The 20,089-nt window shown below is 60.7% G+C and carries 15 protein-coding genes; 13 read left to right on the top strand and 2 right to left on the bottom strand.

Translation table 11 applies throughout. The features are described from left to right. Window positions 1-15: 15 nt before the first annotated feature. Entirely contained in the window at window positions 16-1,245 is a 1,230-nt protein-coding gene (locus tag ACFPN2_RS24775) for an iron-containing alcohol dehydrogenase (RefSeq protein ID WP_380601604.1), read from the bottom strand. Window positions 1,246-1,408: 163 nt separating this feature from the next. Here ACFPN2_RS24775 and ACFPN2_RS24770 point away from each other — a divergent pair, with 163 nt between their 5' ends. From ACFPN2_RS24770 to ACFPN2_RS24745, 6 genes are all read left to right on the top strand, one after another. Further along, window positions 1,409-2,095: a GntR family transcriptional regulator gene (locus ACFPN2_RS24770; RefSeq protein WP_380601602.1), complete on the top strand. Its 687-nt coding sequence runs from the start codon at window positions 1,409-1,411 to the stop codon at window positions 2,093-2,095. Between the two features lie 161 nt (window positions 2,096-2,256). Next, a complete protein-coding gene (locus ACFPN2_RS24765; protein ID WP_380601600.1) occupies window positions 2,257-3,648 on the top strand; it encodes an amidohydrolase family protein in 1,392 nt (463 codons plus the stop codon). Beyond that, on the top strand, window positions 3,635-4,954 hold the full coding sequence (locus ACFPN2_RS24760) for an MFS transporter (protein ID WP_380601598.1): 1,320 nt from the start codon (window positions 3,635-3,637) through the stop codon (window positions 4,952-4,954). The genes ACFPN2_RS24765 and ACFPN2_RS24760 overlap by 14 nt, the downstream gene beginning before the upstream one ends. Further along, window positions 4,947-5,696, top strand: a complete 750-nt coding sequence (locus tag ACFPN2_RS24755; protein ID WP_380601596.1) for a gluconate 2-dehydrogenase subunit 3 family protein — start codon at window positions 4,947-4,949, stop codon at window positions 5,694-5,696. Before ACFPN2_RS24760 ends, ACFPN2_RS24755 begins: the two co-directional genes overlap by 8 nt. A 2-nt stretch (window positions 5,697-5,698) precedes the next feature. Continuing rightward, complete coding sequence (locus ACFPN2_RS24750) at window positions 5,699-7,468, top strand: GMC family oxidoreductase (protein WP_380601594.1); 1,770 nt, start codon at window positions 5,699-5,701, stop codon at window positions 7,466-7,468. Window positions 7,469-7,480: 12 nt separating this feature from the next. After that, complete coding sequence (locus ACFPN2_RS24745) at window positions 7,481-7,855, top strand: c-type cytochrome (RefSeq protein WP_380601592.1); 375 nt, start codon at window positions 7,481-7,483, stop codon at window positions 7,853-7,855. Here the strand turns inward: ACFPN2_RS24745 and ACFPN2_RS24740 are convergent. Then, complete coding sequence (locus tag ACFPN2_RS24740; protein WP_380601590.1) at window positions 7,833-8,606, bottom strand: IclR family transcriptional regulator; 774 nt, start codon at window positions 8,604-8,606, stop codon at window positions 7,833-7,835. The genes ACFPN2_RS24745 and ACFPN2_RS24740 overlap by 23 nt on opposite strands. 249 nt (window positions 8,607-8,855) lie before the next feature. On the opposite strand from ACFPN2_RS24740, the gene ACFPN2_RS24735 reads away from it, so the two are divergent. The 7 genes from ACFPN2_RS24735 (at window position 8,856) to ACFPN2_RS24705 (ending at window position 20,083) form a co-directional block, all read left to right on the top strand. Then, complete coding sequence (locus ACFPN2_RS24735; RefSeq protein ID WP_380601588.1) at window positions 8,856-11,702, top strand: TonB-dependent receptor; 2,847 nt, start codon at window positions 8,856-8,858, stop codon at window positions 11,700-11,702. 99 nt (window positions 11,703-11,801) lie between these two features. Continuing rightward, on the top strand, window positions 11,802-13,346 hold the full coding sequence (locus tag ACFPN2_RS24730; RefSeq protein WP_380601586.1) for a tryptophan halogenase family protein: 1,545 nt from the start codon (window positions 11,802-11,804) through the stop codon (window positions 13,344-13,346). 14 nt (window positions 13,347-13,360) lie between these two features. After that, window positions 13,361-14,041, top strand: coding sequence for a SapC family protein (locus ACFPN2_RS24725; protein ID WP_380601584.1), 681 nt, complete (start codon window positions 13,361-13,363; stop codon window positions 14,039-14,041). Between the two features lie 19 nt (window positions 14,042-14,060). Further along, window positions 14,061-15,272 (top strand): alpha/beta hydrolase-fold protein, encoded by a 1,212-nt coding sequence (locus ACFPN2_RS24720; RefSeq protein WP_380601582.1) that lies wholly within the window; start codon window positions 14,061-14,063, stop codon window positions 15,270-15,272. A gap of 9 nt (window positions 15,273-15,281) precedes the next feature. Further along, the gene (locus ACFPN2_RS24715) at window positions 15,282-16,361 is read left to right on the top strand and encodes an alpha/beta hydrolase (RefSeq protein WP_380601580.1); all 1,080 of its coding nucleotides are present in this window, start codon (window positions 15,282-15,284) and stop codon (window positions 16,359-16,361) included. Window positions 16,362-16,366: 5 nt separating this feature from the next. After that, window positions 16,367-17,383 (top strand): cupin-like domain-containing protein, encoded by a 1,017-nt coding sequence (locus tag ACFPN2_RS24710; RefSeq protein WP_380601578.1) that lies wholly within the window; start codon window positions 16,367-16,369, stop codon window positions 17,381-17,383. A gap of 15 nt (window positions 17,384-17,398) precedes the next feature. Next, window positions 17,399-20,083, top strand: a complete 2,685-nt coding sequence (locus tag ACFPN2_RS24705; protein WP_380601576.1) for a glycoside hydrolase family 3 C-terminal domain-containing protein — start codon at window positions 17,399-17,401, stop codon at window positions 20,081-20,083. Window positions 20,084-20,089: the final 6 nt, after the last annotated feature.

Below are 20,089 nucleotides of genomic sequence, written 5' to 3'. Positions count from 1 at the left end.
GGCATCGATTCGGGATCAGGCGTGACGCAAGGCGGCTCGATCGCCGGAATAGGCGGCGGCAGTGATGGCTTGCATGGAAGACAAGTCCAGCGAGCGCGGATTGTTTTTGACCAGTCGCTGAATTGCGATGGCGCTTTCGGCAGTCCACTGTTGCTGATCAGCGGCCAGTCCGAGATCTTTCAACGTACGAGGGATGCCAACTGACGCGAGCAATCGCGCAGTTTCGTCGATGAGAACGTGCGACAGATCATCATCGCTGCTGGCGGCGTCGCCCAGGCTCAGCATGCGCGCGATCTGCGCAAAGCTTTCGATACAGGCAGGCCGATTGAACTCCATTACATACGGCAACAAAGACGCCACACCGTCACCGTGTGCGGTATGCGTGGCATTTCCGACCGGGTACTGAATTGCATGTGCGGCGGCGGTTCCCGCGGTTCCAAATGCGCAGCCTGCGGCAAGAGCGCCCATCATCAGGCTCTCGCGCGCCCGCAAATCGTTGCCGTTCACGTACGCAGGATAGAGGCTCTTCCAGATCGAGGAGATCGCGAGCAGAGCGAAATGATCGGAGAGCGCGTTCTTGCCGACAAACACGTGCTGCAATGTTAGATCGGCAGTTGCGGGGCGCGCCAAAGCAGTAAAAGACTCTATGGCGTGCGTGAGTGCGTCACCGCCCGAGCATGCGGTCAGCGCGGGTGGGCAAGTCAGTGTCAGCTCGGGATCGCAGACCGCAACTTGCGGAATGAGATGCGGGCTTGCGATGCCGATCTTTGTGCCCCTCGCGGTATCTGAAACGACAGATACCGGTGTCACTTCCGATCCAGTGCCCGACGTCGTAGGGACTGCGATCAGCGGAATGACCGGACCGGGGACTTTGTATTCGCCGTAGTAGTCGGACGGCTCGCCGCCGTGAGTCACCAACGTCGCCACAGCCTTGGCCATGTCCATGCAGCTGCCACCGCCCATGCCGATGATCGCTTCGGGCATGAACGAGGCCGCCGTGCGCAAACAATCCATGATGGATTCAGTAGGCAGGTCGGGGAGGGTGCGGTCATACACGAGTGCTGTCGCCCCGAGGCGCTCGAGCTCGGTCGCAAGCGTTTTGATCTCTCGATCCGCACCGAGCCTGGGATCGGTGCAAATCAAGATTCGCTGGCCGAATTGACGGGCGACCGCCGGCAGCGCACGTCGTTGACCGGAACCGAATAGCACGGATCTAGGCAGCCGCATGGCGCCAAATAGGCTCATAAAGCTCTCGCTATGGGAGGGCGATAGACCGTCCCGTCGGATGGCATCCTATATCATATATGATAGAATTGCCACGCACGGTGAACGACAATGCGGCCATATCGGTGGCCGATGACCTGCATTGCCAGTCCTTATGAGTATCGAAACCAAGAATTCCCGAGGGGTGTCAGCTCCGCCTGCGCCGGAGAACCCACGCCAGATCAAGCGCGCATCCGGCTTTGTCGAGGATGCGTACAGCCGCATTCGCGAAGACATCATGTCGCTGAAGATTCCGCCCAACACGCGCATCTCAGTGGACAGCATGGCGCGCGAATTTGGGATTTCGCAGACACCGATCCGCGAAGCGCTCAGCATGCTCGAGGCCAACGGTCTCGTGACCAAACAACGTTTCATCGGCTACTGCACGGCGCCGACGTTGAATCGCAAGCAGTTCGAAGAGCTGTTTGAAATCCGCTTGCTGATGGAGCCTTACGCGGCACGCTGCGCGGCCGAGCGAATGAGCGATAAGGCTTTGATCGATCTGTGTGGACTGGCGCTCGAGATGAATCCGGATCAAGCGGCGCAGTCGCGCACTCTCTACGATCAGTTCGCCGATCAGGATGCGGAATTTCACGAACAGATCGCCCGCGGCAGCAATAACAATCTGATCGTCGAATCGCTCAGCCGCTTGCACATTCACTTGCACATCTTTCGGCTGCGCTTTCACCGCGAGGTGACGAACGAAGCGGTGGCCGAGCACACCCTGGTGACCAAGGCTCTGCAACAGCGCGATCCCGACCAGGCCGAAGCGGCCATGCGTGCGCACCTCGAGAAGTCGTATCAGCGCCTCGTGAAATTCACCCGCGAATAACGCCCGCCCGCCGTATCCCCACGCCGACTCTGGAGCGGCGTCTCCAGATTTGATACCGATACCATTTGACTTTGGGTCATCAGCCCGTGATGATGCCGATATGATATAGGATATAGGCTGCCCAGGCGTCGCCACGAGCGCCGGGTAGCGGAGGGGGATGAGTGCAGCTAGCAGTCCGTGTCATTGCCGCGTTCGTCAGCTTGGCAGCACTGTCCGTGGCACAGGCCGCGCCGACAGTGCTCACTAACTTCACTCTTATTGATGGCACCGGTCGCGCGTCCGTGCCGGCGTCGGCATTGATTTTCGACGACGGTCGCATCTCATGGGTGGGGCCACGCTCGAACTTGAAACTTCCCAGCGACGCAACCGTCGTCGATCTGAGCGGGAAGTTTGTTCTTCCCGGTCTCATCGACAACCACGTGCACGTCGGTCTGGTTCACGACCTCACTCAAGACGTCAATTTCTACTCGCGTGAGCTGGTGGAACAACAGCTGCGCATCTATGCGGCTTACGGTGTAACCGCGGTACAGGTTCTTGGCACCGACACCGATGTGATATTTGGCATCCGCGCGGATCAGCGCAAAGTGCAGACGAATATGGCGCGCATGTATACGTCTGGCCAAGGGCTGGTGTTCAAAGGCTCTTATGGCGGCGTGGCCGGACTGAATAAACCGGTGGCTACCGCGGCAGAGGCGCGCCAGGCCGTCGACGAGCAGGTGGCGAAGGGCGTCGACTTCATCAAGCTCTGGGTCGATGACGAGTTCGGCGACCTGCCTTCCCGCATGCCGCCGGACATCAGCCAGGCCATCATCGATCAGGCGCACAAACATCGGCTGCGCGCCATCGCTCATATCTTTTATCTCGAGAACGCGAAGACACTCGCGTCGCAAGGCGTGGACGGCTTCGCGCATAGCGTGCGCGATCTGCCCGTCGATCGAGCGCTACTGGATGAGATGAAGCGACACCATACCGTGCAGATGGCGGCGACGCTCAGTCGCGAAGCTTCGTTCACTTACACGCAGCTGCCATTCCTCGACGATCCTTTCTTCAATCGCTCGATCACGCCAGCCGCCTTGGCGACGTTGAAGAGTCCAGAGCGTCAACAAAAACTGGCGGCAGGCAAGCACTTCAGTCAGTACCCGGGCGTGCTCGATATCGCTTTGAAGAATACCCGGCGCGAGATCGAAGCGGGCGTGCCTTACGGCGTCGGTAGCGACAGCGGCCCCTCCGGGCGTTTCTCCGGTCACTTTCTTCATTGGGAGTTGCAGCTGATGGTGCAAGCGGGATTGTCGCCGCTGCAGGCTCTCACCGCAGCCACCGGCACCAACGCGAAGTTGATCGGCGCGAAAGATCTGGGAACGATCGAGCCGGGCAAGAACGCCGATCTGCTCGTGCTCGATGCGGATCCGCTCGCGGACATTCGCAACACCCGAACGATTCACTCGGTCTACGTTGCGGGCAAGTCGGTACCCACTATTTGGTCGATCTGCACGGGCCGTGCTGCAAACGAATGCAAGGGTCGAACGAACGGTGTCGAACATGGCGAACGGTGATGCGGCCATCGTAGAACCGGTCGCCGCGTCGGTGGATCACGCCGTGGCGATCGCGCCCACGCGCGTACGCCACACCGTACTGTGGCTCACTGTCGCCGCGTACATGATCACCTACATCGATCGAGTCGTGATCTCGGCCGCTGTGCCTTCGATCCAGGAGGAGTTCGGTTTCTCCATCGTCACGATGGGATGGATTCTCGGCGCTTATCAATTGTCGTATGCGCTGTTTCAGATCCCTGGCGGTTGGCTCGGAGACCTCTTTGGTCCTCGGCGTGCGCTGCCTGCGATCGTTGCATGGTGGTCGGCATTCACCGCGGCCACCGCGCTCACGTGGTCGGCGACGTCGATGATCGTCTGCCGATTCTTGTTTGGTATGGGCGAGGCGGGCGCATTTCCGATCGCGACCCGATCGCTGTCGCGTTGGATGCTGCCCTCGGAGCGAGGTTTCGCCCAAGGCATCACGCACGCCGGCTCACGACTGGGCGGCGCGCTCACGCCGATCGTCGTGGTCTTCATCATTGCTCACTATGGCTGGCGGGCCCCCTTTTATATTTTCGCGGTGCTCGGCTTGTTGTGGGCCGCGATCTGGTATTGGTTCTATCGCGATTCGCCGAACGAACATCGCATGGTCAACGCCGCCGAGCGCGACTTGATCGCTAATGCTCTGGGGAACACCGCCCATCGATCGAAGATCGTGCCGTGGCGACAAATTCTGCGCAGTCCTCAGATGTGGCTGCTGTCTACGATGTATTTCTGCTACGGCTATGACATCGGAATCTTTCTCACGTGGTTCCCGAAATATCTGCACGCCGAGCGGCAGTTCGAGCTGCAGCAGATGGGCATCTACGCGAGTCTGCCGCTGCTTGCTGGCGTTGCTGGGGATATTTGCGGAGGCTGGTTCTCGGATCTGGCGTTGAAGCGCACGGGCAATCTCAAGTTCGCGCGTCGTGTCGTGGCGATCCCGGGATTCCTGATCGCTGCTGTGACGATTCCACTCGCGTGTTTGGCTAACGATCCGCTAGTCAGCGTCGGTTACTTCGCGCTTGCAGTGTTCGGTATCGAACTCACCGTGGGCGTTTCCTGGGCGGTGACGCTGGACATCGGTGGAGTGTATGCAGGCTCGGTGTCCGCAGTGATGAACACCTTCGGCAATCTGGGCGCCGCCATTGCAGCCGCCATGACGGGTTATATCGTGACCGCCAGCGGTTGGACGACCGCGTTCTTCGTGCTTGCCGGTTATTCGTTGGTGGCCGCCACCCTGTTCACGCGCATCGATGCATCGAAACGGGTCTATAAGGATGTCTGAAGAAAACAATGCCGAATCGAAGAAGCTGAATCGGCGCGCATGGCTGAAGCTCTTCGGCGCTGGTGCTGCGTCGGGCGTTTTGCCGGTCGGTGGCGCGGCCGCCGAGAATGCCATGGGCGCCATGCATCACCCGGCGCCCAAGGCCGCGAGCCCCGCCGATGAACCGGTGCCCGTGTATGAATTCTTGAATGGCGATGAAGCCGCGTTCATCGAAGCGGCGATCGATACACTCATTCCGGCCGATGAGGTCGGGCCCGGTGCCTTGGAGCTGGGCGTCGCTGTGTTCATCGATCGTCAATTGAACTCGGGCTACGGCCGCGGCGACCGCATGTATCTGCAGGGGCCGTTCATCGAAGGCACGCCGGAGCAGGGCTATCAGTTGCGCATGACCCCGAGCGAGCTCATTCGCAACGGCATTCTCGATGTGAATGCTCACGTACGTGACAAATACAAACGCACGTTCGATGCACTCTCCGAAGAGGATCGGGTCGCCGTACTGACTCAGCTGGAAAAGCGCGAGATTCAGTTGCCTACCGTGCCCACCGCGATTTTCTTCAATCTGCTGTACGACCTCACCATGCAAGGCTACTTCGCCGATCCGCTGCACGGTGGCAATAAAGGCAAGGCGTCGTGGAAGATGATCGGCTTTCCCGGGATCGGCGCGATGTACGCGGACAAGATCGAGGCGTACCGCAATAAGAAGTACATGACCGAGCCCATGAGCATTCAGGACCTGTTGTGACGATGGCCACCAAGCTGAAACCCGTCGATATCGCGATCGTCGGCCTGGGCTGGGCCGGCGGCATCGTCGCCAAGGAGCTCGCATCGACAGGATTGAAGATCGTTGCGTTCGAGCGCGGTGGACCGCGGGCAACCAATCCCGATTTCATGGCCCCCCAGGTTCACGACGAGTTGCGCTATTCGCGTCGCCACGAGCTGATCCAGAACCTGCGCAAGGAAACATTGACCTTCCGCAACGATCCTTCGCAGCGGGGCCTGCCAATGCGTCAGCTCGGCTCGTTCTTGCCGGGCGAAGGCGTCGGTGGCGCCGGCACCCACTGGTCTGGACTGCATTGGCGCTGGACGGAGTGGGAGCACAAGATGTACTCCGGCACCGTGGCGAAGTATGGCAAGAGCATCGTGCCGGCCGACATGAACCTGCAGGACTGGCCCATCGACTATCACGAGCTCGAGCCGTACTACGACAAGTTCGAGAAGGTCTGCGGCACGTCCGGCAAAGCCGGCAACCTGCAAGGCAAGAAGATCGATGGCGGAAACATCTTCGAAGCGCCACGAGCGAACGAATTTCCGAATCCGCCGCTGACTCAGTCGCACAACATGGTTTTGTTCGAGAAGGCCGCGCGTAATCTGGGTTATCACCCGTTCCCGGTGCCAGCCTCCAACGCATCGCGCGCGTATGTGAACCCGGATGGGGTGGCGCTGGGGCAGTGTCATTACTGTGGCTTCTGTACTGCCTTCGGCTGCGAGGCGAATGCGAAGGCGAGCCCACACTTCACCGTCATTCCGCTCGCTCACAAGAATCCGAATTTCGAAGCGCGCACCAACTCCTATGTGATGAAGGTAAACCTCGATTCGCGGCGCAAGCGCGCTGTCAGCGTCACCTACCTCGATGCGGGCGGGCGTGAGTTCGAGCAACCCGCGGAGCTGGTGATCCTGGCGGCGTACGTCTTCGGCAACGTGCATTTGATGTTGCATTCGAAGATCGGCAAGCCTTACGACTTCCAGCGCAACAGCGGCGTCGTGGGCAGAAACTACGCCTATCAATCGATGGGCGGCGTGGCAGCGCTGTTTTCCCAGGACACCTATTTCAATCCCTTCATGGGCTCGGGTGCGCTCGGTACCTGGATCGATGACTTCAACAGCGATAACCCGGACTTCGCAAAGCTCGGCTTCATTGGCGGCGGGGGAATCAGCAGTGGCAGCAACAGCGGCGCGCCGATCCAGCGGCATCCCACTCCACCCGGGTCGCCGCGGTGGGGCAAGGGATGGAAGAAAGCGGTCGTCGAGACCTACCACCGCATGACCTCGGTGGGCAACCAAGGTTCGGTGATGAGCTATCGTCAGAATTATCTGGATCTCGATCCGACCTACACCGATTCGTTCGGCCGGCCGATGCTACGGCTCACGTTCGACTGGCAGGAGAACGAGTTCCGGCAAATGGAATTCGCGCGGGGCATCTGCGCAAACATTGCCAAGGAGATGGGAGCGGAACAGGTGTTGAGTCGACGCGATCGCGGGCGCTACTCGATCGTCCCGTACCAGACCACGCACAACACCGGAGGCACCGTGTTTGGCGACGATCCGCGCACCAGTGCGTTGAACAAATACCTGCAAAGCTGGGATGTTTCCAATGTGTTCGTGGTGGGATCGAGCGCGTTTCCACAGAACGCGGGACGCAATCCGACCGGGCCGGTCGGCGCCCTGGCGTATAGACTCGCCGATACACTCAAGGATCGGTACTTGCAACGGCCCGAGCGCCTGGTGACTGATTGAGAGAGGCTCAAAGTGAAACGATTGGCGATCGCCGGCCTGGCTGCGCTGGCATTGATGTCTTCAGCATGGGCCGACGGTGATGCGTCGGCGGGCGCTACGGTGTTCGCGCAATGCTCGGCGTGTCACGCCGTCGGCGCGGGCGCCCAGAACAGCGTTGGGCCCGTGTTGAACGGAGTTGTTGGCCGGCCTGCAGGAACTTATCCAAGCTATCGCTACTCGTCGGCGATGAGGAAGTCCGGTCTTACGTGGGACGAAGCCACCCTCAAGCAGTATCTGAAGGGCCCGGACAAGCTCGTGCCGGGCAGCAAGATGGCCTTTCCGGGGCTGGCAAGCGATGCGGATCTCGCGAACGTGATTGCATATCTCAAACAGCAGAAGGCTGAGTGAGCTGCGCGGAAATTTCTTCCGCGGCTCGCCGGATAGCAACGATGGTTTCTTTGAAGGGGAGGGCTTTCGGGGTTTCGATGTAGGGACACGTCAACGCCGCGGCCACCATATCGGCTGACATGACGGGTGCGGACAGATCGACGATGTGCCGGGTGACATCGCTGTTCGCCCGCACGTGCTTTGCGGTCCGTGCCGCAGCGGCTCGTTCCTCGAACGCCTTCCATGCCTTGCTGCTCACAGTGGATGCGAGACGCTTGCGCCATTCCGTGCGCACGCTTGGAGGTTGAAATGCGTAGAGCACCAATCCAGACGTAGATGCAACCAGCGGCCGGCGGTTGCCGACCCGCACCGAATAACCTTCATTGCCCGGTGCCTCGACCCGGGCAATGACGACCATCTGCTCATCGCTCGCCACGGCGAGATGGCAGGATTGGCCGATCGTGCGCGCAAGTTTTCTCATCTCGGGCAGTGCACATTCGAGAAGATTCCTCGCGGGCGCACGCGCAAGCGCGAGAGTAAACAGCTTGTTGGTGAGCTCGAGTCCTTCACCCGACTCCGCCGGGGCGATATAGCCGCGGCGTATCAACGCTTCAATCATGCGAAACACTTCGCCGATCGAGCGGCCGAGCTCGCCCGCTATTTGTGACATTGTCAGCGGCACGCCGCGCGCCGCCAGCAGTTCAATGATATCCAGGCCTTTTTCAAGGGCGGGTGCGCTGTAGCTGCGCTGTTTGGTTTCGCGTGCGTTCATGGCCGCATTATAAATCTTCTCGTGCCACCGGTTACCTGGAATCAAAACTGCGTGCTCGATCGCCGCAGCCGGTGCATCGATGCCAAAGGCATGCGCTTTCAGTAATGAAGTAGATTGTATTTGTGAAAGGGTGTATGGTCCCGCTCAGCGAACACAATTGTCCGAGTATTGACGCAACTGGCGTCGCGGTGATAAGTACGCCACTGACCACACCCGCTAACAGGGTGGGACTCTTAGGGGGAACAATCGATGCAGTCGTTGACCGGGAACGGCGTTTTACGCGCCGCAATTTTGTTAGCGCTAGCAAGCTCTGCGCCAGCCATGGCGCAAGAGAGTTCGTCCTCAACCGGTAATACCAGTGAACTCGAGGAAGTGGTTGTTACCGGTATCAGAGAATCGCTGCAACGAAACCTGGACATGAAGCGCGAGGCGACCGGTGTGGTCGACGTGATTTCTTCCGAGGACATCGGCAAGTTTCCAGACTCGAACGTCGCGGCCTCGTTGCAGCGTGTGCCGGGCGTCTCGATTCAGCGCGCCGGCACGCGTGGCGAGCCACAGGGCATTACCGTGCGTGGCTTCGGCGGCGACTTCAACGAAACGCTGTACGACGGGCGACGCATTTCCACAGCTTCCGGCAACCGTGCCGTCGATTTCAGCACCGTCGGCGCGGACTTCGTCGGCGCGCTGAGCGTGATGAAGACGCCGGATATCACGTTGTCCAGCAGCTCGATCGGCGCGACCGTGAATGTGACGTTTCCGAAGCCGTTCGATCGGCCCGGTCCGCGCTTTGTAACCAGCGCATCGGGATCGATGCAGGACGAGGCGGGTGACATCAAGCCAACGGTCGGCGCGCTGTTCAGCAATACATTCGCCGACGAAACGCTGGGCTTTCTGGTCGACGCGATCTACACCGAGCGCAGCACCGACAGCAACCGCGTGTTTGTTTCCGGCTGGGAAGGCGGTCGTTTCGCTCCCTGTCAGCTGACGCCGAGCTGTGCGCCCGCGCAATTGACGGATGCTAACAAGACCGTCGTTGGTTGGTGGCAGCAGCAATACGGCGCCGAACAGGCGCAGGTCAACGATGAGCGAATCGATGGCCGCATCGCCTTCCAGTGGCGCCCGTCCGAGCGCATGTTGCTCACGGTCGACGACAACTATTCGCGGCAGAAGCTCGTAACGGAAACCTACGGGTTCGCGTTGTGGTTCGGCTTGAACGACCTGCGCAATGTGCAGCTCGATGACAACGGCACGGTCGTCAACTTTGTCCAGGCGGGCACGCCGATGGATTTGAACGCGGGTCTTGCCACCAACCTGCTCGAGACCAATCAGACCGGCATCAATCTGAAGATCGACGCCTCGGACAATCTGAGCTTCGACATCGATGCGTCGTATGCCAAGAGCGAGCAGAATCCCGACGGGCAGGGCAGCGACGGCGCCGACATCGGCTATGGCGGTTCGCTCGGCACGTCTCTGGGCGTGCGCGTGACCGGCGATAGCAGCGACACGCTGCCGCAACTCACGACCTACGGCCCCGCCGGCGATCCTTCGCGGTATCTCGATCCATCGGTCATCGGCTCTCACGTGCTGGTGCGCACGGCGCAGAAGAACTCCGACACGCTCAAACAAGCTCGCATCACCGCGACCTGGAAGCAGGAGAACGTGCGCCTGGATGCTGGGACCGCCTATGTCGACGACAACTTCACGCTCCAGAACAGCAACACGTTCTCCAATAATTTCTGGCAGGCGTGGTCAGGCTACGGCACGCCCTCGGGTCGCACCTCGGGTGTGATCGTGCCCACGAATCTGTATCGCGGGACGATCAACACGTCGAGTTTCATCCCGGGATTTTCCGGCGGCGGAGCGTTGCCGCCACAACTGCTCATGTACAGTCCGCGCGGCCTGTACTCGTATCTCGAAGGGTTGGGGAATCCGCAAGCGACGAACATTCCGGGCTTCAACTACGACTGCTGCAGCTATACCGGCTCGCTCGATCTCGCGCTCGATCCCGGCAGCGTTCAAGATATCCAGGAGAAGACCTGGGCGGCATTCGTTCGCGCCGCTTTCGAGGTCGATCTCGCCGGTCACCCGTTCCATTTCAGCGCGGGCGTGCGTAACGAGCGCACTCACGTCGATTCCTCGGGCGTCGGTCGCTTGCCCATTCTGCTCACGCAGAGCGCGGCGGATCCCACGCTGCTGTCGACGACGTACTCGGCAACGCAACCGATCACGACCAAGAGCAAATATTCGTACTTGTTGCCGAGCCTTGACATGAAGCTCGAGATCACGCCCGATGTTCACGCGCGCTTCGGAGCCTCGCGCACGCTGACCCGGCCGGCGATCAACTTCCTGACTCCCGTGCTGAACGTGGGGGCCTTGCCGCGAGTGGGCGCGCTGACTGCCAACGGCGGCAACCCCGCGTTGAAGCCCTATCTGTCGGATAACTTCGACTTTGCGGTGGAGTGGTACTACCAGCAGAACTCGTACGCCTCGGTGAATTACTTCATCAAGGATGTGACCAACTTCATCGTCCAGGGCACGCAGCGTCAGACCATCAACAACGTGATCGATCCGACCACCGGTCAGCCGGCCGTCTATACGGTTTCGCAGCGGGTCAATGGGCCGGATGCGACCGTCGATGGCTTCGAATTCGCGTGGCAGCACGTATTCGGAGACACGGGCTTCGGCTTCAACGCCAACGTCACGCTGGTCGATACCGACAAGCCATACAACCGCTACGACATTTCTCAAAGCGGATTTGCTGTGACGGGCCTGGCGGACTCGGCCAACTTCGTCGGCTTCTACGACAAGAATGGCTTCGAGGTGCGTGTCGCTGCGAACTGGCGCGATGAGTATCTGCTGCAATTCGGCCAGAACCAGAACAACTCGCAGTTCGGCGCCGAGCCGACATTCGTGAACTCGAGCCTGCAGATCGATCTCAGCACCAGCTATCAGCTGACCGATCAGCTCAACGTGTTCTTCGAAGCGTTGAACGTCACCAACGAAACGCAGAGCACGCACGGTCGCTTCGACAATCAGCTGCTCGACGTGTTCGCTTACGGTCGGCGTTACGCGCTGGGCGCCCGGTTCCGGATGTGATATCGGCAGGGGGAGGGGTCGACCAGACAATCCCCTTGACGGCACCTCCCCCTTTTTTTTGGATCTTCGAGATCGACGCGTGCCATGAGTCATTGAGCGATGGTGCAAGCAGTCAGAAAGGTTGTGATCGTGGGCGGCGGCACTGCCGGGTGGTTGGCGGCGGGAGTGATCGCCGCCAGGCACCGCAGCCGAATTCCGGCGAACTTCAGTGTCACGTTGGTGGAGTCGCCGAATACTCCCATCATCGGCGTGGGCGAAGGGACGTGGCCAACGCTGCGAACGACGCTGTCTCGGATCGGAGTCTCCGAGACCGAGCTGTTCCGGCAATGTGACGCCGCATTCAAGCAAGGCGCCTGGTTTGCGCGCTGGACGACGGGTGAGAAGCAGGATGGTTACTACCATCCGTTGATGCTTCCGCAGAGCTTTTCTCAGATCAACCTGGTGCCGCACTGGCTCGCCAGAAATGACGGGCGCAGCTTTTGCGATGCCGTGTGTCCGCAAGGCCGGATCTGCGACGATGGGCTTGCGCCAAAGACCATTGCTACCGCCGAGTTCGATGCGGTCGCTAATTACGCGTATCACCTCGATGCCGGCAAGTTCGCGCCATTCCTGCAGAAGCACTGCTGCGAGAAGCTCGGCGTGCGTCATGTGCTGGCGGATGTGAAGCGTGTGAATTTATCCGAGAGCGGCGACATCCGCAGCCTCGAGACCGAGCAGGCTGGCGAGATCGAGGGCGATCTGTTCGTGGACTGCACGGGCTTCAAAGCGCTGCTCATTGGCGAAACACTCGGTGTTCCGTTTGTCGACTGCAGCGACGTTTTATTCTGCGATACCGCGCTGGCCATACAAGTGCCGTACGCAACCGATACGAGTCCGATCGCATCTCATACGATCTCGACAGCGCAATCCGCCGGTTGGATCTGGGACATCGGCTTGCCGACACGGCGAGGGGTGGGGCACGTATTTTCGAGCCGCCACATTTCCGTCGACGATGCGGAGCGCGAGCTGCGGGACTATCTCGGCGCGGCGGGCAAGGACTTGCCGGTGCGTCGGATTCCGATCCGCTCCGGTCATCGGCAGATCTTCTGGAAGCGCAATTGCGTGGCGGTCGGCTTATCGGCCGGGTTTCTGGAGCCGTTGGAAGCGTCGGCCATCGTGCTGATAGAAATGTCGGCCAAGCTGATTGCCGAACAGATGCCGGTGTGCCGCGAAGTGATGGATGTGATCGCCGCCCGCTTCAACAACACCACCGAATACCGGTGGGGCAGGATCATCGATTTTCTGAAGCTTCACTATGCGCTCACCCAACGCGATGACAGTGCGTTCTGGCGCGACAACCGTCTGCCCGAAACGATTCCGGAACGGCTGCAGCACCTGCTGTTGCTGTGGCGGTATCAATCACCCTGGTATCACGATGAATTCGATCGCATCGAAGAAGTGTTCCCCGCGGCAAGCTATCAGTATGTGCTGTACGGCATGGGATTTCGCACCGAGGTGGAGCCTGAGATCGTGGCTGGTGGGGCCCATTCCGCCGAGCGCGCGATGCGCGAGAACTCTTCGCAAATCGAAAAGCTGCGCTCCGGGTTGCCGCGCCATCGGGATCTGATCCGCAGGATCGTTCAGCAGGGCTTGCAGCCGGTATGAGGGAATCGACCTCCATGACGACTCACCAGCTGCTCAATCCACAGGATCATGCGCATCTGCGGCTGCTACCCAGATCGGGCGCCGAGCCGCACTTCGTTCAAATCGTGCCGGGTGAATTCGTCGCCGCCGCCATCGCTTGTCCGATTCTGTTCTCCAAGGATGTCGCGACGGGTGCGTTTTACGCCGGCGCGGTGCTCGGCTTGAATCCGGGCGAGGGCGCGTTGAAGAGCGCCGAGGAGCGCGGCGGCTTCGAGCCGCTCAACCTTCAGCGCGATGGATTCTTTATCTCCGGCGAACGCATCGCTATCGATCGGGGTCATCCCAGGTTCAGCGAGACGCAAGGCGAGCCGCTGTTCGACGAGGCACAGCAGCCGAGCCCGTCGCTGCGCCAGATCCAGCGAGTGTTGGGACAGCTGCACGAAGGCATCGAGCAAACGGCGCTTCTGGTGCGCGATCTGGTGAATCTGAAGCTGCTCGAGCCCATCGACGTGTCGCTGAATTTTGATGATGGCGAACGGTTGAGGCTGGAGGGGCTGTACACGGTGAGCCGGGATTCGCTGCGCGAGCTGGGAGATGGTGACGTCCAGCGTTTGTTCCGCAGCGGTCATTTGCATCTGGCGTACACCATTGCTGGTTCGCTGAATCAGCTGGCGGTCTTGGCGCATCTGCGCAATCGGAAACTGGCCGGTGTTTGAAGGACGTTTGGGGGAACTCATGAAGTGGATGGCGGCGATCGTTTGCGCCCTGGTGGCGAATGTTTGTCTGGCTCAGTCGGAGGGGAGCTTTCGGCCGGCGAGCACCAATGTCTGGGATGCTCAGTATCCCCGCATCGATGATGCCGGTCGGGTGCAGGTGCGCGTGCAGGCACCGGATGCCACCAAGGTCAGGTTGAACTTCTGGAATGGTCCGAAGATAGATATGCAGAAGCAGTCCGACGGCTTCTGGACCGTGACCACCGATCCGCTGGTTCCAGGGTTTCATTACTATACCGTTGTCATCGACGGCGCCGACGTGGCCGATCCGGGCAGTCACGCCTTCTTCGGCGGCTCACGTCATGCGAGCGCGGTGGAAATTCCGGAGCCGGGTTCCACTTACTATTCCATCCAGGACGTTCCTCACGGGCAGGTGCGTGAGGTGTGGTACCACTCGAAGATCACGGGGAGCTGGCGACATGCGCTGGTGTATCTGCCGCCGGGATACGACTCGCAAACAACAACGCGTTACCCCGTTCTCTATTTACAGCATGGCGGCGGCGAGGACGAGACCGGTTGGATTCGTCAGGGCCGCGCGAACGTCATATTGGACAATCTGATCGCCGCGCGCGAGGCCGAGCCCATGATCGTCGTGATGGCCTATGGCTACGCGCGGCGAGCCGGTGAGGCTCCGCCCGACGCCGCCGCCATGACGTTCGGCTCTCCGCAAATGTTGAAGGCCATGCAGGACATGGCATCGACCTTCGAAGACGACATGACCCAGGCGCTGATTCCCTTCATCGACAAAACGTTCCGAACGCTGACCGATCGGGATAACCGCGCCATGGCGGGATTGTCGATGGGCGGGATGCAAACGTTTCATATCACGCTCAGACATCTCGACCTGTTTTCTCACATCGGCGGATTCAGTGGCGCCGGCGGGTTGTTGGCGCCGGGCTCAGGCAAGTTCGATCCCAAGACCGACTATAACGGCGTGTTCGCCGACCCGGCCGCGTTCGCCAGACAGGTGCACGTGCTCTGGCTCGGTGTCGGCACGGCTGAGAACGAGCGCTTCCTCGCCGGCCTTCGCGGGCTGCATGAAGGCCTGAACGCAGCGGGCATCAAGCACGTCTACGTGGAGTCGCAGGGCACCGATCATGAGTGGCAGACCTGGCGGCGAGCGTTGCAGGACTATGCGCCCCGACTGTTCAAGAGCCGCAAAGCCCGGAGTTGACGAGATCGAATGATGACGAACAAAGCTGTTTGCCTCCTGGTGTCGTTGCTGATCAGTTCATTCCCTGCTCAATTTGCGCTCGCGCAGATGAAGACGGAAGCGCCGCCCGTGGTGGCCGGCGCCAAGCCGGTGACGCTCGAATCCATCAAGATTCACGCCGGCTCGGTGGAGGGAAATCTGGAGGGCAATGCCGCTGAACGCGATGTGCTCGTGTTCCTGCCCCCCAGCTATGCGAAAGAGCGAGCTCGACGCTATCCGGTGGTGTATGCACTGCACGGGTATTCGATCGGTGCCGAGCAATGGTCGCACGAGATCCATGTGCCGCAAACCATAGAAGGGGCGTTTGCCGGGGCTGCGAGGGAGATGATCGTAGTCCTGCCAGACTCGAAGACTCTTCACAACGGCTCGATGTATTCGGGCTCGATCACCACCGGAGACTTCGAAAGCTTCATCTCCCATGACGTGGTCGAGTACGTCGACGCTCACTACCGCACGATTCCCGAGCGACGCAGCCGCGGTCTCGCCGGTCATTCGATGGGCGGCTACGGCGCGACGCGAATCGGAATGAAACATGCGGATGTATTCGGCAGTCTCTACATCATGAGCCCTTGCTGTCTTTCGCCGCGGTCGGTCGGGCCCGGCAATGCCGAGATGAGTAAAGCGCTGGAGGAGGTGAAGAGTCCCGCGGACTCCGCCAAGTTGCCGTTCTTCGCGCGAGCACAGCTGGCAGCTGCGGCTGCTTGGTCGCCCAATCCAAAAAACCCGCCGCTGTTCCTGGATTTGCCCACTCAGGCGGGTGAGGCGCAGGCCGATGTGTTGGCGAGGTGGGCCGCCAATGCACCGCTCGCGTTCATTCATCAATATATAGGGAACATCCGGCGCTACGACGCGATCGCCATCGACGTCGGCGACCAGGACGGTTTGCGCACCGATACCGCCAAACTCCATGACGTGCTCGAAGCGTACGGCATCAAGAACACCTTCGAGGTGTACCCTGGTGACCATACCAACAAGCTGGCCGATCGATTCCAGAATCACGTGCTGCCGTTCTTCGGCGCCAACCTTTGTTTCAAGGCCGGCTGCCGCTGACTGACATGCCACTGTCCCCCAAACAGATTGCGGCTCGGGATGTCAGCGATCCCGCCGCGTTCCTGCGCGACGTTGCGGAGCCGTGCCGGCCGGTGGTGATTCGAGGCCTGGTCAGTCCGTGGCCAGCCGTGGCGGCCAGTGAGCGCTCGCCGACTCAGTTCAGAGACTATCTATCGCGCTTCGACGCGGGCGGCGAAGCGGAGGTCTTCGTCGGTGAGCCGCGGATTGGCGGCAGGTATTTCTACAGCGAAGATCTTCGCGGCTTTAACTTTGCACGGGCTCGAATGCGGTTCACCGATGCGCTCGATAGCATCGTGGCCACGGCGGCAAACCCGAACGGCCGTTCGATGTATATGGGATCGGTCCCGACCGAACAATATCTGCCGGGCTTTGCTGTTGAGAATCCGCTGACTGTGTTGAAGGCGAATGTCGCTCCGCGCATCTGGCTCGGCCACGCATCGAACGTTTCGGCTCACTACGACACGATGGACAACATCGCCTGCGTCGTCGCAGGCACGCGTCGGTTCACGTTGTATGCTCCAGAGACGATCGACCGGCTCTACATCGGTCCCATCGATCACACCATGGCGGGCCAGCCGGTGAGCCTCGCGGCGTCCGCGCCTGCCGATGACGAGCGATTTCCGCGCTTTCGCGAGATTCGAGATCAAGCGCTGGTGGCCGAGCTGTTTCCGGGCGATGGCATCTACGTGCCCAAGCTATGGTGGCATCAGGTCGAGGCGACGGCCTCGTTCAACGTGCTGGTCAACTATTGGTGGGATGCATTCAGCGCAGGCCGCGATCCGCCCGCCGTTGCAATGCTGCTGAGCCTGATTGCCATTGCAGAGCGCCCGGCCGCCGAGCGCCAGGCATGGAAAGCGTTCTTCGACCATTTCGTGTTTCGGACGCACGGGCATCCGCTGGCGCATCTGCCTGCGGATCAGCACGGCGTGCTCGGGCCGTTGCAGCCGGACAACTATCAAAAGATTCGCGCACGAGTGATGCAGATGTTACGAGGTGCGTGAGTGAAAGGGAGCAGCATGACTTTGCGCGATGTCTCGGCTCGTCTCTTATCCATGTGTGTGGCGTTCGGTGTGAGCGCAGTGGCATTGGCGTCGGATACGGGCGGCGCATCGCTTCGCTCGCGAGCCGATGAAAAGGCGAGGGCGCTGGTCGATCAGTTGACACTGGATGAGAAGGTCGAGCAGCTGCTCAATACCGCGCCAGCGATTCCGCGCCTGAAGATCCCAGCTTACAACTGGTGGACGGAATCGTTGCACGGGGCGTTGGGGCCGGTGCCGACCACGAATTTTCCCGAACCGATCGGGCTCGCAGCCTCGTTCGATGAGGCCATGGTGAAGGACGTTGCAGCCGCGATCAGCGTCGAGGTGCGCGCTCTGCATGCACTGGGGCGTAAAACGGGACGGTTGGGGCGCATCGGCACCGGGCTCGACACCTGGTCGCCCAACATCAATATCTTCCGCGATCCGCGCTGGGGGCGGGGACAGGAAACATTCGGTGAGGACCCGTTTCTTACGGCACGCCTCGGTGTGGCGTACGTGCGCGGTATGCAAGGCCAGGATCCAGAGCGTCCGGATGTGGTCGCGTCTCCCAAGCATTTTGCGGTCCACAGCGGTCCGGAGTCGACGCGTCACGAAGCCAACGTGTTCGTGACTCCGCACGATCTCGAAGATACTTACCTCCCTGCGTTTCGGGCGGCGATCGTCGAGGGCAAGGCGGGATCGATCATGTGCGCGTACAACCGCGTCAATGGCGAGCCGGCGTGCGTCAGCGACCTGTTATTGAAAGATCGCTTGCGCGATGCCTGGAAGTTTGAGGGCTACGTCGTCTCCGACTGCGACGCCGTCAAGGACATCAGCGACAATCACAAGTTCGCACCGGATGCCGTGTCCGGTGTTGCCGCTGGACTCAAGGCTGGGGTCGACAACGAATGCAGCAACGCCACGCTGTTCGATATCGGCGGCCTCGGTGGCCGCTACAAGCAGGCCTACGAGCGCGGGTTGCTCAGCATGCAGGATATCGATCGAGCGCTGATTCGATTGTTCTCTGCTCGATACCGCAACGGCGATCTTCCAGGACTGGCTGGACGACCTGCCATCAACACGCAGCCCACGCCAGTCACCACACCGGAGCGCGATGCGCTTGCATTGAAGAGTGCGGAGAAATCTCTGGTGCTGTTGAAGAACGACGGCGTGCTGCCGTTGAAAGGCACAGAGCGTATCGTAGTCATCGGACCCCACGCCGATGCTACGCGTGTCCTGCGCGGGAACTATTCATCGCCGCTGTCGAGTCCTCCGGTCTCGCTCGTCGAGGGTTTGCATCGTGCTTTGCCAAAGGCGACGGTCACGCTGGTGCCGGGCGCGGCTTCGATCACCGATGGCGACCCGATTCCCACATCGGCGTTACGCTCGCCGCGCGGCGAGCCTGGATTGCTGGCGGAGTATTACGACGCTGAGGGAGCTCAGCCCGAACGCTACGTTTCTCATGCGGCATTTGCCGAGCACGCAAGCACGGTGAAGTTCAAGAACAAGCCGGCGGTGTCCCGCGTCGAGCCTGGCATCGCCATGCGCGGTAATGAGCACGCACAACTGTCGGATTACTATCGCGTGGTGTGGACGGGCTTCGTCGTGCCGCCGGAGAGCGGCACTTATCGGATCGGCCTCGGCGGTCCCAACGCAGAGCTGATGCTCGATGGCAAAGTGCTCGCGCGCCATCACCACCAACCGTGGGGCACTCGCTCCGAGATGACGACACTGGAGCTACGGAAAGGGCAGCGCTATCCGATTCGCGTCACCGCCGACGCGCTGTTGTTGTCCGGCGTGGAGGTGTTGTGGAAACGGGTGTCCACACAGCCTGAGGCTGAACTCCGGGCTGCCGCCGCGCAAGCGGACGTGATCGTCGCCGCCGTTGGCCTGAACTCCAATCTCGAAGGCGAGGAGATGAAGGTCGAGCTGGAGGGATTCTCCGGCGGCGACAAAACCTCCATCGACTTGCTCGCCGATCAACGCCGGCTGTTGGAACTGGCGAAATCGCTGGGCAGGCCGCTGATCGTCGTGCTCATGAACGGCAGCACACTCGATCTGTCTTGGCCCAAGGAACACGCTGCCGCAGTCCTCGAGGCCTGGTATGCGGGACAGGCCGGGGGACTTGCCATCGGTAATGTCATCTCCGGCAAGACCAATCCGGCGGGACGATTGCCATTGACGTTCTATCGTAGCGTCGCCGATCTGCCGCCCTTCGAAGACTACTCGATGCAAGGTCGCACGTACCGGTACTTTGCCGGGACGCCGGTATATCCGTTCGGTTACGGATTGAGCTATTCGACGTTTGAATATGGCGCCTTGAACATCCAGGCTGTTGACGGCATGGCGGAGCGCGGCCTGCGCGTCACGGCCACGATTCGAAACACGAGCAGCCGTGCGGGTGAAGAAGTGGCGCAGCTGTACCTCGATCCGCCGGACTTCGAAGGAGCGCCGCGCGTTGCCTTGCGAGGCGTGCAACGCTTCGAGCTTCAGCCGGGCGAGCAACGAACGCTCACGTTCGAGTTGACGCCACGCGACCTGAGCTTTGTGACTCGGGATGGGGCGCGGCAGATTTTTGCAGGTGAGCACCGCGTGAGCATCGGATCGGGACAGCCGGCGTCTGGTGTGCCAGGGCAATCGGCGGCGTTCACGACGACTCAGGTCGTTCCGCTGCCGCTGTGATATCAA

This window comes from Steroidobacter flavus, assembly GCF_042651805.1.
GTDB lineage: Bacteria > Pseudomonadota > Gammaproteobacteria > Steroidobacterales > Steroidobacteraceae > Steroidobacter > Steroidobacter flavus.
Note: the sequence above shows the minus strand (reverse complement) of the source record. Positions and strands in the feature narration are given on the sequence as shown.

Excerpts from the sequence above, each read along its gene's own strand:
- ACFPN2_RS24715 (WP_380601580.1), top strand. The coding sequence starts at position 15,282 with ATGATGACGAACAAAGCTGTTTGCCTCCTGGTGTCGTTGCTGATCAGT.
- ACFPN2_RS24725 (WP_380601584.1), top strand. The coding sequence starts at position 13,361 with ATGACGACTCACCAGCTGCTCAATCCACAGGATCATGCGCATCTGCGG.
- ACFPN2_RS24755 (WP_380601596.1), top strand. The coding sequence starts at position 4,947 with ATGTCTGAAGAAAACAATGCCGAATCGAAGAAGCTGAATCGGCGCGCA.
- ACFPN2_RS24720 (WP_380601582.1), top strand. The coding sequence starts at position 14,061 with ATGAAGTGGATGGCGGCGATCGTTTGCGCCCTGGTGGCGAATGTTTGT.
- ACFPN2_RS24775 (WP_380601604.1), bottom strand. The coding sequence starts at position 1,245 with ATGAGCCTATTTGGCGCCATGCGGCTGCCTAGATCCGTGCTATTCGGT.
- ACFPN2_RS24705 (WP_380601576.1), top strand. The coding sequence starts at position 17,399 with ATGACTTTGCGCGATGTCTCGGCTCGTCTCTTATCCATGTGTGTGGCG.
- ACFPN2_RS24760 (WP_380601598.1), top strand. The coding sequence starts at position 3,635 with ATGGCGAACGGTGATGCGGCCATCGTAGAACCGGTCGCCGCGTCGGTG.
- ACFPN2_RS24740 (WP_380601590.1), bottom strand. The coding sequence starts at position 8,606 with ATGAACGCACGCGAAACCAAACAGCGCAGCTACAGCGCACCCGCCCTT.
- ACFPN2_RS24750 (WP_380601594.1), top strand. The coding sequence starts at position 5,699 with ATGGCCACCAAGCTGAAACCCGTCGATATCGCGATCGTCGGCCTGGGC.
- ACFPN2_RS24730 (WP_380601586.1), top strand. The coding sequence starts at position 11,802 with ATGGTGCAAGCAGTCAGAAAGGTTGTGATCGTGGGCGGCGGCACTGCC.
- ACFPN2_RS24710 (WP_380601578.1), top strand. The coding sequence starts at position 16,367 with ATGCCACTGTCCCCCAAACAGATTGCGGCTCGGGATGTCAGCGATCCC.
- ACFPN2_RS24735 (WP_380601588.1), top strand. The coding sequence starts at position 8,856 with ATGCAGTCGTTGACCGGGAACGGCGTTTTACGCGCCGCAATTTTGTTA.